This is a genomic window from Treponema sp. HNW (assembly GCF_050320395.1).
Lineage (GTDB): Bacteria > Spirochaetota > Spirochaetia > Treponematales > Treponemataceae > Treponema_C.
This window is the reverse complement of the sequence record NZ_CP144459.1, coordinates 2,578,270-2,602,212: the sequence shown is the minus strand read 5'-3', so window position 1 is coordinate 2,602,212 and position 23,943 is coordinate 2,578,270. Positions and strand designations below refer to the sequence as shown.

The 23,943-nt window shown below is 44.0% G+C and carries 19 protein-coding genes; 9 read left to right on the top strand and 10 right to left on the bottom strand.

Annotation, left to right across the window (positions count from 1 at the left end; all coding sequences use genetic code 11):
- Positions 1-51: 51 nt before the first annotated feature.
- Positions 52-1,185 (bottom strand): redox-regulated ATPase YchF, encoded by a 1,134-nt coding sequence (gene ychF / locus V1L52_RS12270; RefSeq protein ID WP_428770076.1) that lies wholly within the window; start codon positions 1,183-1,185, stop codon positions 52-54.
- A 170-nt stretch (positions 1,186-1,355) separates the two neighbouring features.
- Here ychF and ppk1 point away from each other — a divergent pair, with 170 nt between their 5' ends.
- Positions 1,356-3,518 (top strand): polyphosphate kinase 1, encoded by a 2,163-nt coding sequence (ppk1, locus tag V1L52_RS12265; protein ID WP_428770075.1) that lies wholly within the window; start codon positions 1,356-1,358, stop codon positions 3,516-3,518.
- Positions 3,519-3,525: 7 nt separating this feature from the next.
- Here ppk1 and V1L52_RS12260 read toward each other — a convergent pair whose 3' ends face one another.
- Positions 3,526-4,305: a glycyl-radical enzyme activating protein gene (locus tag V1L52_RS12260; RefSeq protein ID WP_428770074.1), complete on the bottom strand. Its 780-nt coding sequence runs from the start codon at positions 4,303-4,305 to the stop codon at positions 3,526-3,528.
- 135 nt (positions 4,306-4,440) lie between these two features.
- Between V1L52_RS12260 and V1L52_RS12255 the strand changes: the two genes are divergently transcribed.
- Positions 4,441-5,397 (top strand): ROK family protein, encoded by a 957-nt coding sequence (locus V1L52_RS12255; protein WP_428770073.1) that lies wholly within the window; start codon positions 4,441-4,443, stop codon positions 5,395-5,397.
- 123 nt (positions 5,398-5,520) lie between these two features.
- Positions 5,521-7,935 carry a glycyl radical protein gene (locus V1L52_RS12250; protein ID WP_428770072.1) on the top strand — a complete coding sequence of 805 codons (2,415 nt, stop codon included), beginning with the start codon at positions 5,521-5,523 and terminating at the stop codon, positions 7,933-7,935.
- A gap of 81 nt (positions 7,936-8,016) precedes the next feature.
- On the opposite strand, the gene V1L52_RS12245 is transcribed toward V1L52_RS12250, so the two are convergent.
- The 3 genes from V1L52_RS12245 to V1L52_RS12235 form a co-directional block, all read right to left on the bottom strand.
- Complete coding sequence (locus V1L52_RS12245) at positions 8,017-8,949, bottom strand: sugar ABC transporter substrate-binding protein (protein WP_428770071.1); 933 nt, start codon at positions 8,947-8,949, stop codon at positions 8,017-8,019.
- Between the two features lie 69 nt (positions 8,950-9,018).
- Positions 9,019-9,972 carry an ABC transporter permease gene (locus V1L52_RS12240; RefSeq protein ID WP_428770070.1) on the bottom strand — a complete coding sequence of 318 codons (954 nt, stop codon included), beginning with the start codon at positions 9,970-9,972 and terminating at the stop codon, positions 9,019-9,021.
- A 74-nt stretch (positions 9,973-10,046) separates the two neighbouring features.
- Positions 10,047-11,531, bottom strand: coding sequence for a sugar ABC transporter ATP-binding protein (locus V1L52_RS12235; protein ID WP_428770069.1), 1,485 nt, complete (start codon positions 11,529-11,531; stop codon positions 10,047-10,049).
- Positions 11,532-11,775: 244 nt separating this feature from the next.
- Between V1L52_RS12235 and V1L52_RS12230 the strand changes: the two genes are divergently transcribed.
- Positions 11,776-12,534 (top strand): DeoR/GlpR family DNA-binding transcription regulator, encoded by a 759-nt coding sequence (locus V1L52_RS12230; protein ID WP_428770068.1) that lies wholly within the window; start codon positions 11,776-11,778, stop codon positions 12,532-12,534.
- A 40-nt stretch (positions 12,535-12,574) separates the two neighbouring features.
- Here V1L52_RS12230 and mnmG read toward each other — a convergent pair whose 3' ends face one another.
- The 4 genes from mnmG to V1L52_RS12210 form a co-directional block, all read right to left on the bottom strand.
- Entirely contained in the window at positions 12,575-14,425 is a 1,851-nt protein-coding gene (gene mnmG, locus V1L52_RS12225) for a tRNA uridine-5-carboxymethylaminomethyl(34) synthesis enzyme MnmG (protein WP_428770067.1), read from the bottom strand.
- A 150-nt stretch (positions 14,426-14,575) separates the two neighbouring features.
- The gene (locus V1L52_RS12220) at positions 14,576-15,421 is read right to left on the bottom strand and encodes a carbohydrate ABC transporter permease (protein WP_428770066.1); all 846 of its coding nucleotides are present in this window, start codon (positions 15,419-15,421) and stop codon (positions 14,576-14,578) included.
- On the bottom strand, positions 15,418-16,197 hold the full coding sequence (locus tag V1L52_RS12215; RefSeq protein ID WP_428770065.1) for a carbohydrate ABC transporter permease: 780 nt from the start codon (positions 16,195-16,197) through the stop codon (positions 15,418-15,420). The genes V1L52_RS12220 and V1L52_RS12215 overlap by 4 nt, the downstream gene beginning before the upstream one ends.
- 129 nt (positions 16,198-16,326) lie before the next feature.
- Entirely contained in the window at positions 16,327-17,592 is a 1,266-nt protein-coding gene (locus V1L52_RS12210; protein WP_428770064.1) for an ABC transporter substrate-binding protein, read from the bottom strand.
- A 192-nt stretch (positions 17,593-17,784) separates the two neighbouring features.
- On the opposite strand from V1L52_RS12210, the gene V1L52_RS12205 reads away from it, so the two are divergent.
- Genes V1L52_RS12205 through V1L52_RS12195 form a run of 3 tightly spaced genes read left to right on the top strand, consistent with a single transcriptional unit; the run spans position 17,785 to position 20,564 of the window.
- Entirely contained in the window at positions 17,785-18,654 is an 870-nt protein-coding gene (locus V1L52_RS12205) for an ROK family protein (protein WP_428770063.1), read from the top strand.
- Positions 18,655-18,703: 49 nt separating this feature from the next.
- On the top strand, positions 18,704-19,753 hold the full coding sequence (locus tag V1L52_RS12200) for an SIS domain-containing protein (protein WP_428770062.1): 1,050 nt from the start codon (positions 18,704-18,706) through the stop codon (positions 19,751-19,753).
- A 1-nt stretch (position 19,754) separates the two neighbouring features.
- Positions 19,755-20,564: a MurR/RpiR family transcriptional regulator gene (locus tag V1L52_RS12195; RefSeq protein WP_428770061.1), complete on the top strand. Its 810-nt coding sequence runs from the start codon at positions 19,755-19,757 to the stop codon at positions 20,562-20,564.
- 13 nt (positions 20,565-20,577) lie between these two features.
- On the opposite strand, the gene metA is transcribed toward V1L52_RS12195, so the two are convergent.
- Complete coding sequence (gene metA / locus V1L52_RS12190) at positions 20,578-21,486, bottom strand: homoserine O-acetyltransferase MetA (RefSeq protein WP_428770060.1); 909 nt, start codon at positions 21,484-21,486, stop codon at positions 20,578-20,580.
- Positions 21,487-21,535: 49 nt separating this feature from the next.
- On the opposite strand from metA, the gene V1L52_RS12185 reads away from it, so the two are divergent.
- Together V1L52_RS12185 and V1L52_RS12180 are read left to right on the top strand one after the other, a co-directional pair.
- On the top strand, positions 21,536-22,432 hold the full coding sequence (locus V1L52_RS12185; protein WP_428770059.1) for an alpha/beta hydrolase: 897 nt from the start codon (positions 21,536-21,538) through the stop codon (positions 22,430-22,432).
- Positions 22,433-22,434: 2 nt separating this feature from the next.
- Positions 22,435-23,838, top strand: a complete 1,404-nt coding sequence (locus V1L52_RS12180; protein WP_428770058.1) for a peptidase U32 family protein — start codon at positions 22,435-22,437, stop codon at positions 23,836-23,838.
- Positions 23,839-23,943: the final 105 nt, after the last annotated feature.

The following is a 23,943-nucleotide window of genomic DNA, read 5'->3' as shown; positions in this document are numbered from 1 at the left end:
CTTTTTAGCGGTCCGTATCGGAGATTTTTCGGCCGCATTTTACGGCTTTTTCTATTTTGTTACGTTGAATTTAAAGAAAATAACGTCTCCGTCTTGGACTACATAGTCGCGGCCTTCAACCCGGTATTTTCCCGCCGCCTTTATCGCGGCCTCCGAGCCGTAGGTTTTAAAATCTTCGAACGAATAGGTTTCGGCCTTGATAAAGCCTTTTTCAAAGTCGGTGTGAATAACGCCCGCCGCTTGCGGAGCCGTATCTCCTGCACGGATAGTCCATGCGCGGCACTCATCTTCGCCGGCCGTTAAAAAGGTTCTCAGTCCCAAAAGGCGGTATGCCGTCCGTGCCAAAACGCTCAAGCCCGACTCTTTTAAGCCCAGTTCGCTTAAAAACTCTTTTCGTTCTTCTTCGCTTTCAAGACCGGCAAGTTCCGCTTCGAATTTACCGCAAATAACGACAACATCGGAGGAGCTTCCGTCCGGATATTTTTCGGCGGCGGCGATTTTTTTGACCGCTTCAATATATTGATTGCCGTTTTTTATGCCCTCTTCATCCACATTGCAAACGTAAAGCTGGGGTTTCATCGTAATCAAATGTAAATCGTACACGGCGTTTTTTTCTTCGTCGGTAAGTTCGGCAAAGCGCGCGCTTTTTCCGTTTTCGAGCAGGGGTTTAATCTTATCAAGGGCGGACAAAATGAGAGAAGCTTTTTTTTGCTCATCCTTTCCCATAACACGCATCGCGCGGTTTGCCTTTTCGATGCGCTTTTCAACGCTGTCCAAATCGGCAAAGGCAAGCTCCATATTGATTGTTTCAATATCGTCGGCGGGGTCTATTTTATTGTTTACGTGGATGATGTCGCCGTTGTCGAAACAGCGTACAACATGGGCGATAATACCGACCTCGCGGATGTGACCCAAAAACTGGTTTCCCAAACCCTCTCCCTTTGATGCGCCCTTTACCAAGCCGGCTATATCGACGAATTCAACCGATGCCGGAACGCGGCGCTTTGAAGAGAATTTTTCATATAAAAAGTCCAGGCGTTCGTCCGGTAAGTCGACGATGCCCACATTGGGGTTTATCGTACAAAAGGGGTAGTTCGCCGCTTCGGCGGGCGCGGAAGTAAGCGCTGAAAAAATAGTCGATTTACCGACGTTCGGTAATCCTACAATACCGCAGTTAAGAGCCATAGATACGTCCTTATTACAAGTTAAAACGCCGCTTTGCCGTACGTATACGACAGCCGGTCCGTCACATGATTTTATCGGTTTTATCCGAAATACGCAAGAACCGTCAAATCCGATGACAAACAGATGAATTAAGTTTATAATATGACGATTCCCCGGGGTCAGGACCGATTATGAAAAAAACAAAGTCGCTTTTTTTTAACAGAGAATTATCGTGGATTGAATTCAACGCGCGCGTTTTAACGGAAGCAAGCCGAAAAGAAAATCCGCTGCTTGAACGCTTGAAATTTCTTGCCATTGTATCGTCGAATTTTGACGAATTTTTTATGGTACGGGTTGCGGGTTTAAAACATCAGGCGCAAATGAATCCGAACGAAACCGACAATTCCGGACTAACCGCCCGCGAACAGCTGAGCCGTATATCGGATCGGGTACATAAGATATTTTTGGAACAGCACATGATGGTGCGTAATCAGCTTTTTCCCCTTTTGGAAAAAAAAGGCTTAACCTATGTTCCGCCCGAAGATTTTACGGAAGCGGAACGGAGTTTTGCCGGAAATTTTTTTCAGGAGGAAATCTTTTCGCTTTTAACGCCGATTAAATCTTATATTTGCAGTGAAGACGATAGCACTGCCGAACTTCCGTATATTGCCAACCTGCGTTTGTATGCGGCTTTTTTATTAAAGCCGATTATCGATAAAAAAGATATTCATCCCGATTTTTGTCCTCCGGCCGAAGAAAAGCCGCTCGCCTTTGTACAGATTCCTCCTTCGCTTGAGCGTATTGTGCGCCTTCCATCCGAGGGTAAGAGGCAGCGTTTTACGCTTTTGGACGATATTATCATAGCGTTCGGTACACGGCTGTTTGAAGGCTATTCGGTGGAGCAAAGCCTTGTGTTTAAAGCGGTATGCGATGCGGCCTTTACCGTTGATGAAGACAGACATGAAGATTTTATGGAAGCGATGGAAGAAATTCTTGAAGCCCGCCGCGCATCGCGTCCGATCAGGTTGACTTGCACGGGTGACAGCCCCGAAATTACGCGTATGCTGGTTGAAAAAACGGGTTTGACCGAAGACGATGTCTATACGGCCGGAAAAATAATCGATTTATCTTTTTTAAGCAGGCTCGCCGATATGCACGGATTTTCAAAGCTGCGTTATCCTGCATGGAAACATTTTTATCCTAAGGATTTGGTACGCAGCGAGGCTATGTGGGATGTTTTAAAAAAACGCGATATGCTTTTACATGTTCCCTATGAAAGCTATGATCCTGTTTTGCGTTTTATAAGCGATGCCGCCGACGATCCCGGTGTTTTGGCAATCAAAATGACCTTGTATCGTACAAGCGGAGATTCTCCGGTTATAAAGATGCTTGAAAGGGCTGCCCGTAAAGGAAAACAGGTAACGGTTTTTGTCGAATTGAAGGCGCGCTTTGACGAAAGGCGCAATATTTCCTGGGCACAGCAGTTAATGCATTACGGCGTTATAGTCGTACACGGAATTGTCAATTTAAAAGTCCATGCGAAGATGCTGCTTGTCGTGCGGCGGGAAAACGAGGGAATTATTCGTTACGTGCACATGGCAACCGGCAACTATAATGAAAAAACCGCCCGTCTGTATTCGGATATCTCGTTGTTTACGTCAAACAGGGAAATTGCAAACGATGCATCGGTCTTTTTTAATATGCTTTCCGGATACTCGGCAATTCAAACCATGCGCCGCCTCTATATGGCCCCGATTAATTTAAAGTCCCGTCTTTTATACATGATTGAACGGGAAAAACTGCACTCCACGCCCGAAACACCCGGTCTCATTATGGCAAAAATGAACAGTCTGGCCGATTCGGATATTATTAAAGCCTTGTATGAAGCAAACAGGGCGGGGGTGCGCATTATGCTGAATGTCCGCGGTATTTGTACCCTTGTTCCGGGTATACGGCGGCAAAGTGAAAACATCAAGGTTATAAGCATTGTCGACCGCTTTTTGGAGCATACGCGTTTGTTATATTTTCAAAACGGAGGCGCCGAAGAAGTGTATCTTTCCAGTGCCGATTGGATGAGCCGCAATTTGGACCGCCGCGTTGAACTTATGTTCCCCGTAACGCAGGAGGATTTATTTCAGGAATTAAAGGATACTTTACAGTTATATTTTTCGGACAATACCCATGCCCATGAATTGAATACCGACGGTACATGGATTCTTAAAAAGCCCCGTTCCGGAGAAAGTGCCGTACGCGCACAGGAAGCCCTATACAATATCTATAAACAGCGTGCGGAAACCGCAAATAAAGAAATCCCCCGCTTTTTTACCGTGCGCCGAAAAGAACCGCGGGTTTAGAAGTGCCCTATAAAATAACCTTTAAGGAAGCCTTTGTCAAAACATCCTTGTATTCCTGCAAATCTTCCGGATGAAGAGATTTGTATCCGTCAAACTCATACGGTAAGCCTAATTGCCGGTATTTATTTTGACCGAATTGGTGGAAAGGCAATAACTGAATTTCCCGTATGCCGTTTGCGATAAAAAAACGGGCAAAGGCTTCGGCGTCATCGAGAGAATCGTTAAAGTGCGGAATAACGGGAACACGGACCAATACATTTTTTTCGGCTTTAATCAGCATGCGTAAATTCTCGACAATAATATCGTTGGTAACGCCCGTTCCCCGTACATGTTTTTGAGAGTCATAGTGTTTAATATCGAATAAAAATAAATCCGTCAAATCGATAATCCGCTTGAAATATTCGGAAGCGATAAAACCGCTTGTTTCGACTGCCGTGTGTAAAGCGTTTTTTTTGCATTCACAAAGCAGGGCTTGCACAAAATCGATTTGTACAAGCGCTTCTCCGCCCGACAAAGTTACTCCCCCGCCGGATTCTTCGTAAAAATCTTTGTCCTGCAAAATCTCAGCCATTACCGAATCGATATCCCGATATGTTCCGCAAACCTGTTCTTTGCCGTCTTTTGTCAGCGGTTGTAATATTTGCATGCTTGCCGATTGCGATTCGGGGTTTGAACACCATTTGCATGAAAGGGGACAGCCTTTAAAAAAAACAACCGTCCGTATTCCCGGCCCGTCGTGAATACTGAATTTTTGTACGTTAAAAATAAGTGCCTTCGGATTTTCCATACGGTAATTATATCACAAAATCAAACTTTTGAAAAGCATATACTTTCATTTGAAAACATTTTACTTGCATAAATAAATATTTTGTGTTATAGTATATATGAGAGAAAAAAACATGCTGCTGCAAAAGGGGGAACTATGAAGCGGGCATACAGTATCGGAATTGATATAGGCGGCACAAAAACCGCAATCGGTTTGTTTGGTGCAAACGGTGTTTTGCTTGAGCGTATGCAGTATCCGTCGGATAAAGAAGCCGAACCGGAAGTGTTTTTCCGGAACGTTGCAGAACAATGTAAAAACCTGCTTGCGGTAAAAAAAGCGGAACTTGACGACATAGACGGCATCGGCATAGGAGTTCCCTCCTTTGTTCTTTTTGAAAAAGGTTTTATCGTAAAAACAAGCAATTTAACCAAGATAAAAAATTTCCCCGCACGTGACTATTTTGCAGACTGTTTTGATAAACCTGTCCGTATCGTCATAGATAACGATGCACATACCGGAGCCCTTGCGGAATTGAGGCACGGCGCCGGTAAAGGCTTTGACCACATGCTTTTTTGCCCGGTCAGTACGGGCATTTCATCCGGTATTATTATCAATAAACGGCTTTTTCGCGGTTCTTACGGCTGGGCGGGAGAAAGCGGACACATGCTTACCTCGCCGGATACGGGTATTCTCTGCGGCTGCGGCAACAAAGGCTGTCTTATGTCTTGGTGTTCCGGCAGTATGATTGTTAAACATGTGGAACAAAGAATAGCCGCGGGAGAAAAAACACTTATAAGCTCCCTTGCCGCAAAAGATGCGGCGATAAGTACCGTTCACATTTGTGAAGCATGGGAACAAAACGACGTCATTGCAAAGCAGGCGGTTGAGCAAATGGCGCAATACATGGCAATTTGGCTGTATAACCTGTATGTTACGCTGAATATAAATTGCTTCGTTTTTTCCGGCGGTCTTTTATGCATGGGAGATAAATTATTTAAACGCGTGAGGGAATTATTCGATATGTACAATGACAATGAATATCCCGTGTATTTTAAAACAGCTCTGTGTGCCCGGGACGCCGGTATTATCGGCGCACGGGAATTATTATATTGAATCATCTCTAAAACCCGGTCGGATTTTTAGAGATTTTCTAAATGTGAAACGGTGCGGCGGCAGTCTTGAAAGCGCTTGCGTTTTTGACGGCCGGCCGGCTTTGTAAATAACAGGAGGTCCGGTATGAGTATGTACTTCGGAGAGTTGACCGAAAGAATGAAACATTTTAGAGAAGAAGTTTTGTCCGCTTCTCCCTGTGTTTGTGCACAGCGGGCGCTTTTAACTACGGAAAGTTATAAAGCCCATCAGGATATGCCGGTTGTTTTAAAACGTGCATATATGATGAAAAATATTTTGGAAAATATGAGTATCTATATAGAAGACGATACTCTGCTTGCGGGGAACCAAGCTTCACAAAACAGAGCGGCCCCGATTTTTCCCGAATACGCAATGGATTGGGTTATCAATGAATTGGATGAATTTGAAAAACGTCCGGGTGATGTATTTTTTATTTCGGAAAAAACAAAAGAAGAACTTCGTTCCATAGCGCCGTTTTGGGAACATAATACGACAAAAGAACGGGGTCTTGCGGCAATTCCCCCCGCCAGCAAGGTGTTTTACGACTTGGGTATTATTAAAGCGGAAGGAAACATAACCTCAGGCGATGCCCATATTGCGGTAAATTATAAACGTTTACTGCAAAACGGCTTGGCTGATTTTAAAAAACAAACCGAACAGGAAATGGCAAAACTGGATCTGACGGATTATAATAACTTAAAAAAATATTATTTTTATGAAGCGGTTATTATTTTAATTGATTCCACCGTTGCTTTTGCGCATCGGTATGCATCTCTTGCCGACGAAACCGCCGATAAACTGGAAAAGACAAATCCCAAGCGCTGTGCGGAACTGAGAGAAATGAGCCGCATTTTGCAAAAAGTTCCCGAACATAAGGCCGACACTTTTCATGAAGCGCTGCAATCGCTTTGGCTTGTTCATTTGGTTTTGCAAATAGAATCAAACGGACATTCTTTGTCATACGGCAGAATGGACCAATATGTATTTGAATATTACAATCGCGATATTCAAAACGGTACAATAACGCAAGAAAGCGCCTGCGAATTGCTTACCAACTTGTGGATTAAAACCTTCACAATCAATAAGATTCGCAGCTGGTCGCACACCCAATACAGTGCCGGCAGCCCCCTGTATCAAAACGTTACCGTCGGCGGACAAACAACCGATAAAAAAGATGCGGTAAATCCGCTTACCTATCTTATTCTCCGTTCGGTTGCGCAAACACATCTTCCCCAGCCGAACCTTACGGTCAGATATCATGCCGGTTTGGATGACAGGTTTATGAAAGAATGTGTGGAAGTATTAAAATTGGGCTTCGGTATGCCGGCCTTCAATAATGATGAAATTATTATTCCTTCATTTTTGGAACGCGGTATTAAAGAAGAAGACGCATATAATTACAGCGCTATCGGCTGCGTGGAAGTGGCCGTGCCCGGTAAATGGGGATACCGCTGTACCGGTATGAGCTTTTTAAACTTTCCAAAATCTTTACTCATTGTGATGAATGACGGCGTGGATCCCAAAAGCGGCACACGCCTTACAAAGAGCTGCGGACACTTTAAAGATATGAACTCTTTTTCCGATTTGCAAAAAGCATGGGATACGGTTATCCGCGACTTTACCAGACACAGCGTCATTATTGAAAATGCCTGCGACAGCGTTCTTGAAACCGACGTACCGGACGTTTTGTGCTCGGCCTTATGCGACGATTGTATCGGACGGGGTAAAACCTTAAAAGAAGGCGGCGCCGTATACGACTTTATCAGCGGTTTACAAGTCGGTATTGCCAATCTTGCCGATTCGCTCGCCGCAATAAAAAAGTGTGTGTATGAAGACAAGCTTATCAGCCGCGACGATTTATGGGAAGCTTTGATGAGCGACTTTGCCAGTGAAAAGGGTAAAAAAATTCAGCAGATTTTACTTACACAAGCCCCCAAATACGGTAACGATAACGATTATGTGGATTCTTTGGTTGTCGATGCATACCAAAGCTATATTGATGAAGTGGAAAAATATCCGAACACCCGTTTCGGCAGAGGCCCGATAGGAGGTTTGCGCTATGCGGGAACCTCTTCCATATCGGCAAATGTGGGACAGGGAATCGGTACTTTGGCAACTCCCGACGGACGCAATGCGGGAACTCCGCTGGCTGAAGGCTGCTCGCCGACTCATGCAATGGATACGCACGGCCCGACCTCCGTATTTAAATCGGTTTCGAAACTTCCGACGGCAAAAATTACCGGCGGTGTATTGCTGAATCAAAAAGTAACGCCGCAAATTTTACAAAAGGATGAAGATAAGGTAAAATTGGCAGCTTTAATCAGAACCTTTTTCAACCGATTAAAGGGATTCCATGTTCAATACAATGTCGTGTCCCGCGATACGCTTTTGGACGCACAAAAACATCCGGAAAAGCATCGTGATCTTATAGTCCGGGTTGCCGGCTATTCGGCCTTTTTCAATGTGTTGTCAAAGGCGACTCAAGACGACATAATCGAACGCACCGAGCAGGTTATATAACATAATATTGATATAAAAAAGGCTGTCGAAAACTTCAGTTTTCGGACAGCCTTTTTTTCGCGTATTTAATGCGATACCGTTTTATTTATAGTTTGCAATATTCGATTTTGTTACCAATTCATAGGGAATGTCGTACAGTTTGTTTATGGATTCTCCCTTTGCCGCTTTTACCGCAACGTCAACTGCGGTGCGGGCTTGTGCAACGGAATTTTGGAAAACGGTACAATTCAAACGTCCGGCTTCAACGGCTAATAATGCATCGGGAATTGCATCGACGCCGCCGATAAATTTACCTTTTACACCGGCTCCTTCGCATGCAAGCAATGCTCCCATAGCCATTTCATCGTTTTCCGCAAAAACGGCATCGAATTCCATACCCGATTGAATAATATTTTGAATGGCATCCAAGGCGCGCGAACGGTCCCAATCACAAACCTTTTCCGCAACTATTTTTGCTTCGGGGAATTTTTTCATAACTTCTTTTAATCCGGCAAAACGCATAACCTGTGCGTTTTGTCCCGTCGGTCCGTGTAAAACGATTATTTTGGCATTCGGTTTTACATTTTTGAACATTTCCTGTGCAAGCATAAGGCCGGATTGAATATCGTCGGATCCGACATATGAACGTTTTTTATCCGAAACGGTTGAAGCGCATAATTCAATAAGCGGAACGCCGGCTTTTGCCGCGGCTTCAACTGCGGGAACCTGTTGTTCGCGGTCAAAGGGAATCATAATAATGCTGTTTACTTTTTGCGTTATCAGGTTATCCACTTGACTGTTTTGTTTAACGGGGTCGGACTGTGCATCCAAAAACACCAATTTTACGGAAGAGTAATCCGGATTTTCGGCAACGTATTTTTCCATGTGTGTTTTTAACGACGTTAAATATTCCGACGTTAAGTTAAACATTGAAATTCCGACTTTGTACGTTCCTTCCGCACTTTCTCCTTTTCCTCCGGCTGCTAAAGGCAGCATAAGTGCCGCCGCAATCAAAAGAATTCCCAATTTTTTCATAAAAAATCCTCCTTGCTTTGATTTTTATGTTTTATGTAAACGGCAAAAATCAGGATTTACCGTTTTAGCCTATCTTGCGCTGCGGTTTGCTTTATCCGCCCATACTGCGCCGATGATAATCAAACCCTTTACAACCTGTTGTATATAAGACGATACATTCAAAATATCCAAACCGTTTTGGATAATACCGAAAATCAATACGCCCAGCAGAGTTCCGAATATAGTGCCTTTTCCTCCGGACGGGGAAGTTCCTCCGATGATGGCGGCCGCTATCGCGTCAAGTTCGTATCCGGTACCGGCATTGGGGGCGCCCGCATTTGTTTTTGCCGTCATTAAAATACCGGCCAAACCGCAGCAAAAACCGGTAAAGGTATAGGCAAACAGCTTTATTCCGGCTGTGTTGATACCCGATGTTTTGGCGGCATCTTCATTTCCGCCTACTGCAAGCGTATAGCGGCCCAGTTTTGTCGTATGTAAAATAATAAAGCCGACTATAAGCATGCCGATAAAAATCCATATCGGAATGCCCAAGCCTAAAAAAGAAGACTGTCCTATAGCCGTAAAACGCTTATCCAGCTTTATGATGGGGCTGCCGCGCGTGTATACGTTTGTTATTCCGCGGGCAATCGACAGCATTCCGAGGGTAACGATAAACGGTACTATCTTGGCATACGAAATCAATAAACCGTTTATAAAGCCGAATATAAGACCGGCTGTAATGCCGGCCAATACCGCCCATAAGGGATTGCCGCCGCCGCTGACCAAACTTGCGGCGATTACACCCGAAAATCCCAATAAAGAACCGACCGATAAATCTATTCCGCCGGTTATGATGACAAAGGTCATACCCACTGCAAGAATACCGTTTATCGAGATTTGCTGAAAAATATTTTTTATATTTTGTACGGATAAAAAATTGTTGTTGGCAATAGAAACCGCCACCATAAGTACAAAAAGCAATAAGTACAAACTGTAAGCGGAAAATCCTTTTTTTAAATCCGCTAAAGTTACCGTTTTTTTCATTCATCCTCCATAAAAACCGCATTAAAATATGTAAAGCGGCCTTACCGTCGTTTTAGGCCGCTTCTTTTATTAGGTTAAAACATAAGTGCGTGCGCAAGTATTTCTTCTTTATTGATATTGTCGCCTTCCAAAATTCCGCGGACCTTACCGCTGTTCATTACAAGAATGCGGTCGCTTAAAGCAAGAATTTCCGGCATTTCGGACGATATAACGATAACGGCCTTACCCGCGTTTGCCAGACTGTCTATAAGCACGTATATTTCCTGTTTTGCTTTAACGTCGATACCGCGCGTCGGTTCGTCAAGTATCAGTATTTCGGGAACTGTGGAAAGCCACTTTGCCAATACGACCTTTTGCTGGTTACCGCCCGATAAGGATGAAACGGGAATTGTAAAGCCGGACGCTTTTACACACAGCTTTTTTAAAACGGCTTCGCATTCCTTTTTTTCGATTTTTTTATTGATAAAGGGGCCGAAAAACATATTAATAAGATTCGCAATCGACGTATTGAATGTTACGGACTTGTCCAAAAACAGTCCTTGCCGCTTTCTGTCTTCGGTTACCAATGCAATACGTTTTTTAATCGCATCGCAGGGCTTTTTTATGCGTACTTCGTTACCGTCGATAAATATTTTTCCCGCAGTTACGGGCCGCAAGCCGAAAATCGATTCTACAAGCTCGGTCCGCTTTGAACCGATTAAGCCCGTAATGCCCAATATTTCTCCTTTATGAAGCTCAAACGAAACATCTTCAAAACAATTTTCGGAACACAGTCCCTGCACGGACATTTTTACATCTCCGATTTGTTTTGCATTTCTTTTAAACAAATGACACACATCGCGGCCGACCATCATGCCGATGAGCCGGGACGAATCCAATTGCGTACTTATTTCGGTTCCTATCATTTTTCCGTCGCGCATAACGGAAATTCTGTCCGAAATACGGAATATCTCGTCCATCTTATGCGAAATATAAATAATCGAAATGCCGTTTGCGGTTAAACGTTTGATTATATCGAACAGCATTTCCACTTCGGCATCCGCTATTGCCGAGGTAGGCTCGTCCATAACTATGATTTGAGAGTTATATGAAATGGCTTTTACGATTTCCACCATTTGGATTTGCGCGATACTCAGCGTGTTCATACGCAAATGCGGCGGAATAACGGGTAAAGACAATTTTTCAAAAAGCGCCTTTGTTTGTTCGTTCAGCTTTTTTTTATGCACAAAGATTTTGCCGGGTAAGTGCCCCAAAAAGATATTCTCGGCAACCGTCATATCGGGAATGGGACTCAATTCTTGATGAATCATTGATACTCCCAGCTTTAAGGCGGCATGAGAATTTTGCGGCTGTACCGTTTTGCCGTTAATTTCTATCGAGCCGCTGTCGGCTTTATGCATGCCGTTTAAGATTTTCATTAATGTCGATTTTCCGGCTCCGTTTTCTCCCATCAGAGCATGTACTTCTCCCTTGTACAGCTCAAAATCGACGGCTTCCAATGCTTGGACTCCGGGAAAGGCTTTGGAAATACGATTCATCTTTAAAACGGCGGTATGCATTATTGTTCCTCAAATATTTGTAAGTTTTCGAATAAAAGCTTTTTGTATTCAAATAAAAGAAAAATGGCTTTGATACTATATGCTAACACGTGTTTATCTATCTGTCAAGTTTTTTTTATAATTATTTATCTTTCGAATAAAACTTGTTTTATTGCCGTTCAAAGATGTTCAATAAGTATTGCTGCCGTCTTTTGAAAAATACTCGGTTGACAAGGAGTAAGCCTATTCTATAGAATAAAGCATTATGGGAACGGATATCATACAGCGGCAGTTGACAATCGTAAATTTATTAAACGAACATGATAAATTGAATGTAAAGCAAATAGCCGACCGCATCAAAGTTTCTACCGTTACTATACGGAAAGACTTGCAAATATTGGAAGACAAGGGGCTTTTGCGCCGCTTTCACGGTTATGCACTGCGGGTTTCTCATGACGATATAAATTCGCGGCTGTCTTATGCATATGAAATAAAGCAAAAAATTGCAAAAAAAGCCTTGTCCTTTTTAACTCCCGGCGAAACCGTTATGATTGAATCGGGAAGCACCTGTGCCTTGTTGGCGATGGAGATAGCAACGGCGGCAAAGGACATTACCATCATCACCAATTCGGCTTTTATAGCCGGCTACATACGGCACATTCCCAGTGCAAAAACCGTTTTATTGGGCGGAGATTATCAAAATGATGCACAGGTTATGGTCGGTTCGATAACGGAAATGTGCGCAAAAGAATATCATGTGGATAAATTGTTTACGGGTATTGACGGCTATACGGCCGAACACGGTTTTTCTCAGGAAAACCACACACGGGCGGGAACGGTTAAAACAATCAGTAAAAATGCCGATAAAATCTTTGTTCTTTCCGATTCGTCAAAATTCGGAGCGCGCAGTGTTGCCCGCCTGTTTTCGGCAAAAGAAGTGCATACGGTTATTACCGATGACGGAATCCCTCCGGAATTAAAAGCGGACTTGGAAAAGAAAAACGTCCGCGTTGTCTGTGCGTAAAAGTTTGAATTATTGGAATCGTTCTCATTCGAGCTCATCGCTACTTCACATACACCATTAAAAGCATAATGTCCGAATTGCGGATGCCGGAAATGCGGGCGGCTTGTCCGAGTGTGCGCGGGCGGACGGTTTCAAGTTTTTGGCGCGTTTCCGCAGAGAGGGCGGGAATCGAAGCGTAATCGAAATCGGCGGGAATGAGGGCGCCTTCCATGCGGTGCATTTTTTCGACGCGCCTGTCCTGTTTTTCGATATAGTACTTGTACTTATAATCTATGCACGCATTTTTCCACGCCGTTTTGTCAAAGCCGTTTTCAGGCTCTTCTTTTGCGGCGGATGCGGGATTGTTTTCCAAATAGGCTAAAATTTCGTTGCGCATACGCACTTTGTCGCGCACCCGCTGCATTTGCGCTTCGCTTTTAAGACCGGCTTTAAAACCCTTTTCGGTTAAGCGCTCGTCCGCCGTATCGTGGCGCAGTTTTAAGCGGTATTCGGCGCGCGCGGTAAACATGCGGTAAGGCTCCTTTGTGCCCAAGGTTACCAAGTCGTCGATAAGAACGCCGATGTATGCTTCATCGCGGCGTAAAACAAGGCTTTCGTATTCGGGTATATCGTGAAGGCGGTCGGCATGTCCTTCAACTTTTTCGCCGCAGAGCTTTTTGTGTGCGGCCGCATAGCTTCCCGCGTTGATTCCGGCGATAAGCCCCTGTCCCGCCGCCTCTTCGTAGCCGGAAGTTCCGTTTATCTGTCCTGCGGTAAAAAGGCCTGCGACGCGCTTTGTTTCAAGGCCTGCACTTAATTGGGTGGGGTCTATAAAGTCATATTCAACCGCGTAGCCGGGGCGCGTCATGACGGCATGCTCAAAGCCGGCAATTGTCCGTAAATAAGCATCCTGCACCGATTCGGGAAGCGACGAAGAAAGGCCGTTTAAATACATTTCGTCGGTGTCGAGTCCTTCGGGTTCGACAAAAAGCTGGTGGCGCTGCCGGTCGGCAAAGCGCATAACCTTATCCTCTATGGACGGACAATAGCGCGGTCCTATGCCGTTTATTTTTCCGCTGTACAGGGGCGAAAGGCCTATGTTTTCGCGGATCATAGCGTGCGTTTTTTCATTCGTATACGCAAGATAGCAGGGAACCATGGGGCGCTCTATTTTTTCGGTATCGAAAGAAAAGGGCAAAACTTCATCGTCGCCGTGCTGAATTTCCAAGCGCGAAAAATCGATTGAAGAGCGCAAAAGGCGCGGGGGCGTTCCCGTTTTTAAGCGTCCGACGCTAAAGCCCAAAGACACAAGGGATTCGGTAAGGCCGAAGGCGCCCGTTTCTCCCAAGCGGCCGCAAGGCTCATCGTAATCGCCGATAAAGATTTTGCCGCCTAAAAAAGTTCCGGTGGTAAGAACGGCCGTGCGCACGGGAATATGCCTTCCGCGCTGCGTAACAAGGCCGGTAAGTTTTCGGCGGTTGGGGGAAACGTCAACCGTTTCCAAAGCGGTTACCGTATCCTGCAACAGGTAGAGATTCGGTTCGCTTTCCAAAAGGCGGCGGGCTAAAGAAGCGTAGAGCTGTTTGTCGGCTTGAGAGCGCGGCGCTTGCACGGCAGGCCCCTTGCTGCGGTTTAAAAGCCGGTATTGAATCATGCTTTTATCGATAAGGTGTGCCATTTCGCCGCCGAGTGCGTCTATTTCTTTAACGATGTTCCCTTTGGAAATACCGCCGATAGAAGGATTGCACGAAAGGCGGCATATTGCATCTATGGACTGGGTTATGATAATCGTTTGGAAACCGCGCCGCGCCAAAGCAAGGGCGGCTTCAAGGCCTGCATGCCCGGCACCGACGACGGCCGCGTCAAAAGAGGATGTGTAACCCGTATAAGAAAAATTCATCATATTCACCATAATGATTATATTGATTTTATAAAAATCGTAAAGCGGTTATATTTAAAAGCGGGTATCAAAGACTTTTAGGGCCGCCTCTTTCCCGCGGTTCTTTTCTGCGTACCGTAAACAAGCGCGGAATTTCTTTGTTGGCGGTTTCGGCCGAAACCGCTACTCTTTAACAGCACCAGCAGAAAGTCCTTTAATAAGGGATCTTTGAAAAATCATACCGATAAGAACCGGCGGAAAAGAAGTTACAACTCCTGCCGCTGCAATTAAACTGTAATTTGCCTGCCTGCCGCTTGCAAGGTTTGATATTACGACGGGCAAAGTAAGCGCATTCTTACTATTTGTAAACAACATAGCATAAAAATACTCATCCCACGCCATAATTAATGCCAATAATGCGACTGTTCCGAGAGAGGGAAGTAGTAACGGTATTACAACTTGAAATATACGAACAAAAATTCCCGCTCCGTCTAAAACCGCTGCTTCTTCAAGGGCAAAGGGAATGGTATCAACAGCATCTTTAAGAAGCCAGACACAAAAAGGCAAAACAATTGTGCAATATACAAGAGAAAGTGCCCAGGATTTATCAAGCATCCCGTTATTACTTAAAAGCCGATACAGAGGCAGTGCGTATGCAACTGGTGGTAGCATAAAGGTAAAAACTGCACAACGAAGAATAAAATTCTTTTTTCCCGGATAGCGGGAAAACACCCAAGAAGCAGGAATAGCAGCTACAAGAGAAATACAAACAGTAAAAATCGAAGTACGAAAACTGTTCCGCAATGCAAACAAAAAAGTTTCTCCTCGGCTGTTTTTGTCTAAAACAAGAAGGCTTTTAAATGAATCTACCGTAGGTTTTGCGGGTATCCATCGCAACGGCTTCTCAGTTAAGTCTGCAGAAGAACTTATCGACATAAGTATTAACCAAAGAAACGGAGCAATAATATACACAACCAATACAATTATCGCTATATATTGCAAAATGATAATCAAACGTTTTTGTTTCATTTATCGCCCCGTGCAGTATTTTTTGTATATTGTTTCGGAAGGATAATTCTCATATAAGCAAAGATAAAAATCATAATAAGACACACCATAATTATAGCAAGGGCCGCCCCAAAGCCGAGTTTTGCCTCCGTAAAAGCTTTCTGATATATAAAAATGCTTGCAGACCTTGTTTTATTTGCAGGTCCGCCTTTTGTCATTACATATATAATATCAAAAACTTTGACGGCTTCAATTATGCGCAACACCAGGGCAATTTGAATTGCAGGAATAATATGCGGCAACGTAACCGCCGTAAACCGTTGCCATGTATTGGCGCCATCGATAACAGCCGCTTCCGTTTCATCATGCGATAAAGTTTGTAACGATGCAAGCACAATCAATGACACCAAAGAAAAATTTTTCCAAAGATCTGCAAACATAATACAAAGTAATGCCCTGTTTGTATCTCCCAGCCAGCTCGTATACGTTTTTATCATTCTAAGTTGATAAAGTAAAGAATTTAATGCGCCGTATTCAGGATTGTAAATAAGGCGCCACATTATGGCGTTGACAACAGTCGGTACCGCCCAAGGAAGAACCAAAAGACTTCTAACCAATTTTATACCTTTGAGCGGCTGATTTAACAGCAAAGCGACCAGTGTACCGACCAGTATTTCCAACGTAACATTCACCAAAGCAAAAGTTCCGGAAACTTTTAACGACGCCAAAAAGTCTACACTACAAAATGCACTTATGAAGTTTTTTAAGCCGACAACATGCCTTTCATCTCCCAACAAATCGGCATCCGTAAAACTTATAATAAAGGTTTGAATAAGCGGCCAAGCAATAATCAAAACCATCAAAACAAGCATCGGTATGAGTAAAACAGTATGCCGATATGAAAGGTTCCGTTTCTTCATAATTAATTACAATTTATTTATTGCCGCAACTGCCTTACTGAGTGCTGCCTGTGCATTCAGCTCACCGTATAGGGCTTTTTGTATATATTGCTGCAAAATGGCGCTTGCTTCCTGATAATTTACCGAACTCGGCCGCGCATTCATAATATTGAACGCAATTTTTGCCGTCGCTGCAAGTTCTTCTTTATCGGAAATAATCGCAGGATCGTCATATGATGCCGTCCATACCGGAAGCTGAAGATTTGAATACTTATCCTGAACTTCTTTACTGCAAAGATACAAAATGTATTCCATTGTTTCTTTAGGGTGCTTTGTTTTTGAAACAACGGACAGCCCCATTGAACCACTCATAGCGGCATATTTTTTTCCGCCTTTTATTCCGGGAAGAACGGAAATTCCGACTTGTTCTTTTGTCAATTTACTTTCGGTAGGATCGGAAGCCAAGGCGTACATATAAAGCCAATTCATAGTAAAGGCACAGTCTCCGCCTGAAAATACTCTGCGCACATCCTCTTCCAGATATTCGATTGAGTTCGGATTTAAAAGTTTATCGTCTTTGAGTCGAATAAGAAATTCTAAAGGTTTAATGCCGGTTTTATCAATAATCCAATTACCGTCTTTATCTTGATATTCCGCACCGTAGGCTTCCAATAGATTGGAATACACGCAAATTAAAGCTTCTGCCTGTGCAAGACTGAAAGCAAACGGATATTCACAAATACCTTTTGCTTTAATTGTCTTCGCCATCTCGACCATTTCTTCAATATCCTTTGGACCTTTTATGTATCCTGCACGAGCAAGCATGTCCTTATTATAAAAAAGATACATACAATCCAAAAACCACGGTAGACCGACAATCTTTTGTTTTTTAGTCGTAAAATTCCAGCCGCCGCCCAATACACCTTCTTTATACTTCTGTGGAACTTGCGAAGTGATATCGGAAATAATACCTTTTTCGGCGTATTCCGCATACCAAATGTCGTCAACCAATACGGCATCATAGGGATTATTTGAGCCGTATGCAAGCATCGTTTTATTTCGCAACTCTTCATAAGGAACGAATTCTGTTTGAACAACGATATTTTGATGCTTTTTCATAAAATCCGTTGTCATATCATTGACGTTTTGTTCGGAGTAGGCGGCTTGTGCCATACCCAGAAAGCGGATTAAAACTTTTTCCCCACTCTGTCCTTTATTCTCCTCTTTAGCACCAACAGCAAAGAGATGAACAAAAATAAAAACGCAGCCGATAATCATTAAACTCTTTTTCATACACATACCTCCTAAAATCTATGGCACTTATACTTTCCTGTTTAAGTATAAGTGCATTCTGTTTTTGCGAAGCACTCAATAAGAATATTATATCCGTTTTAACCTGCTGTCAAGTATAAAATATCCAAGAGTAGGTATCAGGCGGATAAAAAATCCTTTACAAAATGTTCTTTTGGATATATAATCCGACCCATGATAAAGAAAAAACTCGTTTGGGGCTTTGATCTCGGCGGAACGCAAATGCGCTGTGCCTTGGTAGAAGATACGATTGTTAAAAGCCGAATTTTCCGCTGTTCCACGCAGCGCAATCGCCCCGCAAAAGACATAGTGAATGATATATTGAAACTGATTCGTTCGGCCGAACAAGAAACGGGGGTAAAAAATTGTCCGCTCGGGATTGGCGTTCCCACATCGGTTACAGACGGCTGTCTTGACCCATGCAAAAATCTTCCGACCATGCCGAATTATCCTCTTGCACAAAAACTGTCCGAACAATTAGAAAGACCGATAATACTGGAAAACGACGCCGCATGTTTTGCTTTAGGAGAATACAGTCGAATAATCGATAAAGATGGAAAAATATTACTCACTTTCACACTCGGAACAAGTGTCGGCTTAGGAATTGTAATAAACGGAAATATATTTAAAGGAGCTTGGGGACAAGCGGGAGAGATCTGGCGTTCTCCGGCGTCGATAATCGACAAACCGGAAAACAATTCAATAATAGACAGATATCTAAGCGGGCAATCTTTGGAAAAGCTGTATGAAAAAATTTCCGGAAAAGCAATTTCCGGGAAAGAATTACATCAAGAAGCCGAATTACATAACCCGTATGCACTTCAATGTTTTAACGAATACGGAACATATTTGGCACAATTATTATGCCAAGTGGTCAATATCCTTGATCCACATATAATCATTTTTGGAGGCTCGGTTTCAACAGACTTTGATTTTTTTTCACCGGCATTTTTACAATTTCCGCTTTTAAAGAAAATTCATATTCGTAAAACGGAAATAGGGGATGCGGCGCCGCTTTTAGGCTCTGCATATCTGTTCAATTAGTAATCAAAATAATTATGTTATATATATTTTTACAGGAGAATATAATATTATGAGTAAGTTTTATGAAGAAATTTTACAAGTACCGGAAGCTCTTCACCGCGCTGTGGCTTATTACAAAACAACCGGGCTTGAATCGCTTAATGCTTGGTTATCTCTTGTGCATAAACATTCTGCGTTGAACTTTCTCGGAATGGGTACTTCCGAATTTTCAGTTTACAGCGCTTTGCCGAAAATCGACGCGGGAGAAGTTCCGGTTTTCGTACGGGACGCAGGGGAATATCTGTATTACGGTCCCGAGCAGCCGAATCGTACTGTTTTAACGATTTTAACCAGTCAATCAGGCGAAAGCGTTGAAATACGTAAACTGCTTGAAAACAAACGTGTTACATCATCGCTTATCGGAATAACAAATAATCGGGAAAGTATTTTGGGTAGATGTGCAAACGTCGTTTTTCCTTTGTTCGGAGGAGAAGAAGCGAGTATATCGGCAAAGACATATACGAATACACTTGCCGTATTAAACCTTATGGGAGAAACTCTTGCAAAAAGAAAAGTGCCTTCCGTCGACTTCTTTGATGTCCTTGATAAAACGGCCGATTCGTTGCTCTCCGTTCCGAACGAAGAAATTCAAAAAGTGGTCAATCATTTACTGCCCGGGGACGCAATAGCCTTTGTCGGAAGAGGCCCTGCTTATACGAGCGCACGGCAGTCGGCATTAACTTTTATGGAAGGAACACGGTGTTTAAGCTCGCCTTTTACCGGCGGCGCTTTTAGGCACGGCCCCTTTGAATCCGTTGGAAAACTTTTTTCAATTGTGATATATTGTGCAAAGGGAAAAACAAGCCGGTTTTCATGGAAGCTTGCTTTAGACAGTGCAAAATTAGGTGCAAAGGTTCTCGTTATAACCGACGAGCCTGCCCCTGTGAAACATGAATTAATCCGAGTGCTGACAATACCGAATCCGGCGGCAGACGATGAAACGTTGTTTCCGCTGGCGGTTTCCGGCATTCACCCTCGAATTGTTCATGCCCTTGCAAAAGAACGCGGATTTGAAGCGGGTATTTTCAACTACGGCGAAAAAATTACTGTAACGGAATAAAATGAAAAAAAACCACATTTTAAATAACATACGGGCAATGCTCCCGGAACTCAGCGATGCCGAACGAAAATTTGCGGATTATATTTTGCAGGAAAATGAACTTATCTACAAATCAATAACGATGGTAACGGAAGAAAGCGGGGCAGGATACGGAACAATAATCAGGTTCTGTCAAAAGCTCAAGTGCAAGGGGTTTCAGGATTTTAAAATCAAACTTGCACTTGAACTTGCACAAAAAGAAACGGAAACGCCGATTACGGAAACAACTTTTTTCTCAAGCGTTTGTGAAGATATCCGTACGGTCAATGCATCCATTGATCCGCTTGTCCTCGACAAAACACTGAAACTTTTGCTTGCTTCAAAAAAAATACTTGTTATCGGAAGCGGGGGGTCTTACGCTCAAGCATGGGATTTGTGTTATCGCTTAATAAGACTCGGTTTCGATGCCGTGGTTGAAGGCGATTCTCATCTGCAAGCCATACGCGCTTCAACTCTAAAAAGCTCAGACGTTTTAATAGCCGTTTCTTTTTCCGGAAGCACAAAGGGAATCCTGCATGCGGCAAAACAGGGCAAAAAAGGAAAAGCAAGCGTTATCGCAATTACCAATTACGCTCGATCTCCGCTGGGCAATACCGCCGACTTAACCTTTTGCCTTCAACTTCGTTCTCAAGTTCTTGACGCCGAAATCGGTAGTAAAATTCCGGTATCATTTTTAATCGAGGTTTTGTGTCATCGGTTGTTTAAGTCCTTACCGAAAGCCGTAGATACTTTAAGTGTAACGGCGCACAGTGTATCCGACAAATTGTTTTAAATGGAATTTTACCTTAAACAAACTCGTAGGGAGTTTCCTGATAAACATAATAGTTCAGCCAATTCGAATAAAACAAGTGGGCGTGGCTTCTCCATGTCGAAACGGGGGTGCTGTCGGGATTGTCTTCGGGAAAATAATTGCACGGTACGTCTATCGGCAAGCCCTTGTTTTTATCCCGCGTGTACTCCAAAGCGAGGGTGTCGGTGTCGTATTCCAAGTGTCCCGTCATAAAGATTTGGCGGTTGTTTTTCGATTTAACCAGTAGGACACCCGCCTCATCGGATTCGGCAAGCACGGTTAAATCGGAACAGCCCTTGATGTCTGCGCTGCGCACTTCCGTGTGGCGCGACTGCGGAGCAGGAAATACGTCGTCGAAGCCGCGCAATAGGGGTTCTGCCTTTGTCATGCGTTTGTGTTTAAAAATCCCGAACAGCTTTTTATCCAAATCGTATTTTTGAATTCCGTAATGATAGTACAAGCCCGCTTGTGCGCCCCAGCAAATATAGAGGGTGCAAAAAACGTTTTCGGCCGCATAATCCATAATGCGCGTTAAGTCCTTCCAATAATCGACTTTTTCAAAGGGGAGCTGTTCGACCGGGGCGCCGGTTATAATCATTCCGTCGAATTTGCGTTTGAGCACTTCTTTTGAAGGAATATAAAAACGCTCCAAATGGTCGGCGCGCGTATTTTTTGTTTTATGATTTTCCATGTGTACAAGAGAGATTTCAACTTGCAAAGGAGTATTGCCCAAAAGGCGCAAAATCTGCGTTTCCGTTGCGATTTTTGTGGGCATAAGGTTTACAATGGCGATTTTTAAAGGACGGATATCCTGCGTTCGGGCGCGCTGTTCGGTCATTACAAAGATGTTTTCTTCTTCAAGCACTTTACGCGCCGGTAAATCCGAAAGAATTTTTATAGGCATAGCGTGCAAAGTATAGCAAATTTGTGATTTTTTTGCTATACTTTAGCGTATGATGCGCGCCGACACAAAAAAAGCCGTAAAAAAAATAAAGCATTTGATTTTTACCCCTTCAGCCGACATCGAAAAATTCAGGCAAAAATTGAATGCGGAATTTACCGTTCCTATTTTACCGAACCGTGTCGAACGCGAAAAGCGGAGTATCGGAGGAGTTGACTGCGACGTTTTTACCCCCGAGGTGTACGCATCGAAGCGCGTCCTCCTCTATGTTCACGGAGGTTCCTTTGTCGGAGGCTCATGCGCCGCATGGGGAAACTTTTGCGCTTCTTTTGCAAACGCATCATGCACAAGAATCGTACTGCCCGAAATTCATCTTGCGCCCCAATATCCCTTTCCGGCAGCCTTGGAAGATTTAAAGGCGGTAATAAAAAAACTCTACGCGGAAAACGACAGTATTATTATTGCAGGCGACGGTTCGGGTGCTTCAATCGCGGTTGCCCTTGTATTGTCGATTAAAGAAAAATTCCGCGGAAAAATCGACGAGCTGGTGCTTTTTTCCCCGTGGTTCGATATATCGGGAGATTCGGAATCCGTAAAAACGCCGTCAAAATACAACCGCGATAAAATCGTTTCTTCCGAAGCTATACGTGCAGCCGCCGAACTTTATACGTATTCGGCCAATTTGACAAATCCCCTTGTATCGCCGATGTTTGCGAGCCCCGAAATGCTTGCAGGCTTACCCGACGTATACATTCAAATGGCGGACGACGAGCTTTTAAAGCAGGATGCGCTGTGCTTTCAGGACAAACTGCGCAAAGCCGATGTTCCCTGCGAGCTCGATTTATGGGAAGGAATGATACACCTTTTTCAAATGGCGGATGAGTTTTTACCTCAGGCTCACTTGGCGGTTGAAAAAGCGGGCGCTCACATTAAAAACAGACAAGGATAAGTATGGAACTCGTTTCTCCTGCAGGCAATGTCGAAAAGCTGAGCTACGCATACGCTTACGGCGCCGACGCCGCATACATAGGATTAAAACGTTTTTCGCTTCGCGTAAAAGCCGATAATTTTTACGACGACGAATACAAGACGGTCAACAATCTCAAAAAACAATATCCCGGGAAAAAGCTTTTTTGCGCCCTGAACATCAGCTTTCACAATGCCGACATCGACAACTTTTTATCCGAAATCGATTATTTTAAATCCTATCCTTTTGACGCCTTTATCGTTCAGGATATAGGCATGGTGCGCACTATACAAAAACACTTTCCGAATGCGTCCCTTCATTTAAGCACGCAGGCGAACTGCATAAACCGCGAGGCCGTTAAAATGTACCGCGACTTGGGCTTTTGCAGGGTGGTGCTCGGGCGCGAAGCTTCTTTGGCGGAAATCGCCGAAATAAAGGATGCGGTGCCGGACATGGAACTGGAAGTTTTTGTGCACGGAGCGATGTGTATCGCCTATTCGGGCCGCTGCCTTATGAGCGCCTATATGAACGGCAGAAGCGCGAACGCGGGTTTTTGCTCGCACTCATGCCGCTGGGATTATTCGCTTGTCCAAAGCGGCTCTCTTGCTCTGGAAGAACAAAAAAGGCCGGGCGAGTATTTTCCGATTTTTGAAGGCGAAAACTTTACAGCCCTTCTTTCATCCAAAGATTTATGCATGATTGATAAGTTGGACGATTTAAAAAAAGCGGGAGCGGATTCTTTGAAAATTGAAGGGCGCATGAAAAGCCTGTATTATACGGCAATCGTAACGCGCGCATACCGAAAAGCAATCGACAGCTTGGAAGGCCGCATAAGCGCCGCCGAAGCCGCCCCCTTTATTGAAGATTTGTACAAAACAAGCCACCGCGCTTTCGGCACCGGTTTTTATTACGGAAAAGAAAATGCAAACGAAACGGTCTCGGGCGAAACGACAAGTGAGTACGATATGGCCGGTACCATCGTAAAAAAACTGAACGCGGCCGAAAGGGAAAAGATATTTTACGAGGCAAAAAAAGGCGCCTCCGAAGCCGAGCGTTCCCTCGACGGTATGCATCCTGAGGCGCGAAAAGCCCGTGAAAAAGATTTAGAGCTTCACCCCGAAAAAATTCCGCATTTTATAAAAGCGGACGAAAAGCGGCACTTGTACGAATATAAACCGGCAAATCAAACCCGAAGCGGCACCGAGCTAGAAGCCCTTTCTCCCGACTGCGCCGCTTTAAAAATTCCTCCCGATACTTATTGCTTTGTCGATCCCGAAACGGGAAAAATCCTGGATGCGGTACACCACAACACCCCCGGTCTTTTATTCACAAGCGCCGATTTACAAGACGGCGCCATTATACGGGTGAGGGCACAAAGGGAAGGTTGATATGTGCCGGAATATAAAAACGCTTGCAGGTATCGGCGTTTTATTGTTTTTCGCTTACCGCTTTATACTCAATCCGCTTAACGGAATAGAAGAAGGATGAAAAAG

Coding starts and splice junctions, on each gene's coding strand:
- V1L52_RS12220 (WP_428770066.1), bottom strand. CDS start 15,421: ATGAAACAAAAACGTTTGATTATCATTTTGCAATATATAGCGATAATT.
- V1L52_RS12245 (WP_428770071.1), bottom strand. CDS start 8,949: ATGAAAAAATTGGGAATTCTTTTGATTGCGGCGGCACTTATGCTGCCT.
- V1L52_RS12230 (WP_428770068.1), top strand. CDS start 11,776: ATGGGAACGGATATCATACAGCGGCAGTTGACAATCGTAAATTTATTA.
- V1L52_RS12195 (WP_428770061.1), top strand. CDS start 19,755: ATGAAAAAAAACCACATTTTAAATAACATACGGGCAATGCTCCCGGAA.
- V1L52_RS12185 (WP_428770059.1), top strand. CDS start 21,536: ATGATGCGCGCCGACACAAAAAAAGCCGTAAAAAAAATAAAGCATTTG.
- V1L52_RS12180 (WP_428770058.1), top strand. CDS start 22,435: ATGGAACTCGTTTCTCCTGCAGGCAATGTCGAAAAGCTGAGCTACGCA.
- V1L52_RS12260 (WP_428770074.1), bottom strand. CDS start 4,305: ATGGAAAATCCGAAGGCACTTATTTTTAACGTACAAAAATTCAGTATT.
- V1L52_RS12210 (WP_428770064.1), bottom strand. CDS start 17,592: ATGAAAAAGAGTTTAATGATTATCGGCTGCGTTTTTATTTTTGTTCAT.
- ppk1 (WP_428770075.1), top strand. CDS start 1,356: ATGAAAAAAACAAAGTCGCTTTTTTTTAACAGAGAATTATCGTGGATT.
- V1L52_RS12250 (WP_428770072.1), top strand. CDS start 5,521: ATGAGTATGTACTTCGGAGAGTTGACCGAAAGAATGAAACATTTTAGA.
- V1L52_RS12200 (WP_428770062.1), top strand. CDS start 18,704: ATGAGTAAGTTTTATGAAGAAATTTTACAAGTACCGGAAGCTCTTCAC.
- V1L52_RS12255 (WP_428770073.1), top strand. CDS start 4,441: ATGAAGCGGGCATACAGTATCGGAATTGATATAGGCGGCACAAAAACC.
- V1L52_RS12205 (WP_428770063.1), top strand. CDS start 17,785: ATGATAAAGAAAAAACTCGTTTGGGGCTTTGATCTCGGCGGAACGCAA.
- mnmG (WP_428770067.1), bottom strand. CDS start 14,425: ATGGTGAATATGATGAATTTTTCTTATACGGGTTACACATCCTCTTTT.
- ychF (WP_428770076.1), bottom strand. CDS start 1,185: ATGGCTCTTAACTGCGGTATTGTAGGATTACCGAACGTCGGTAAATCG.
- V1L52_RS12240 (WP_428770070.1), bottom strand. CDS start 9,972: ATGAAAAAAACGGTAACTTTAGCGGATTTAAAAAAAGGATTTTCCGCT.
- V1L52_RS12235 (WP_428770069.1), bottom strand. CDS start 11,531: ATGCATACCGCCGTTTTAAAGATGAATCGTATTTCCAAAGCCTTTCCC.
- metA (WP_428770060.1), bottom strand. CDS start 21,486: ATGCCTATAAAAATTCTTTCGGATTTACCGGCGCGTAAAGTGCTTGAA.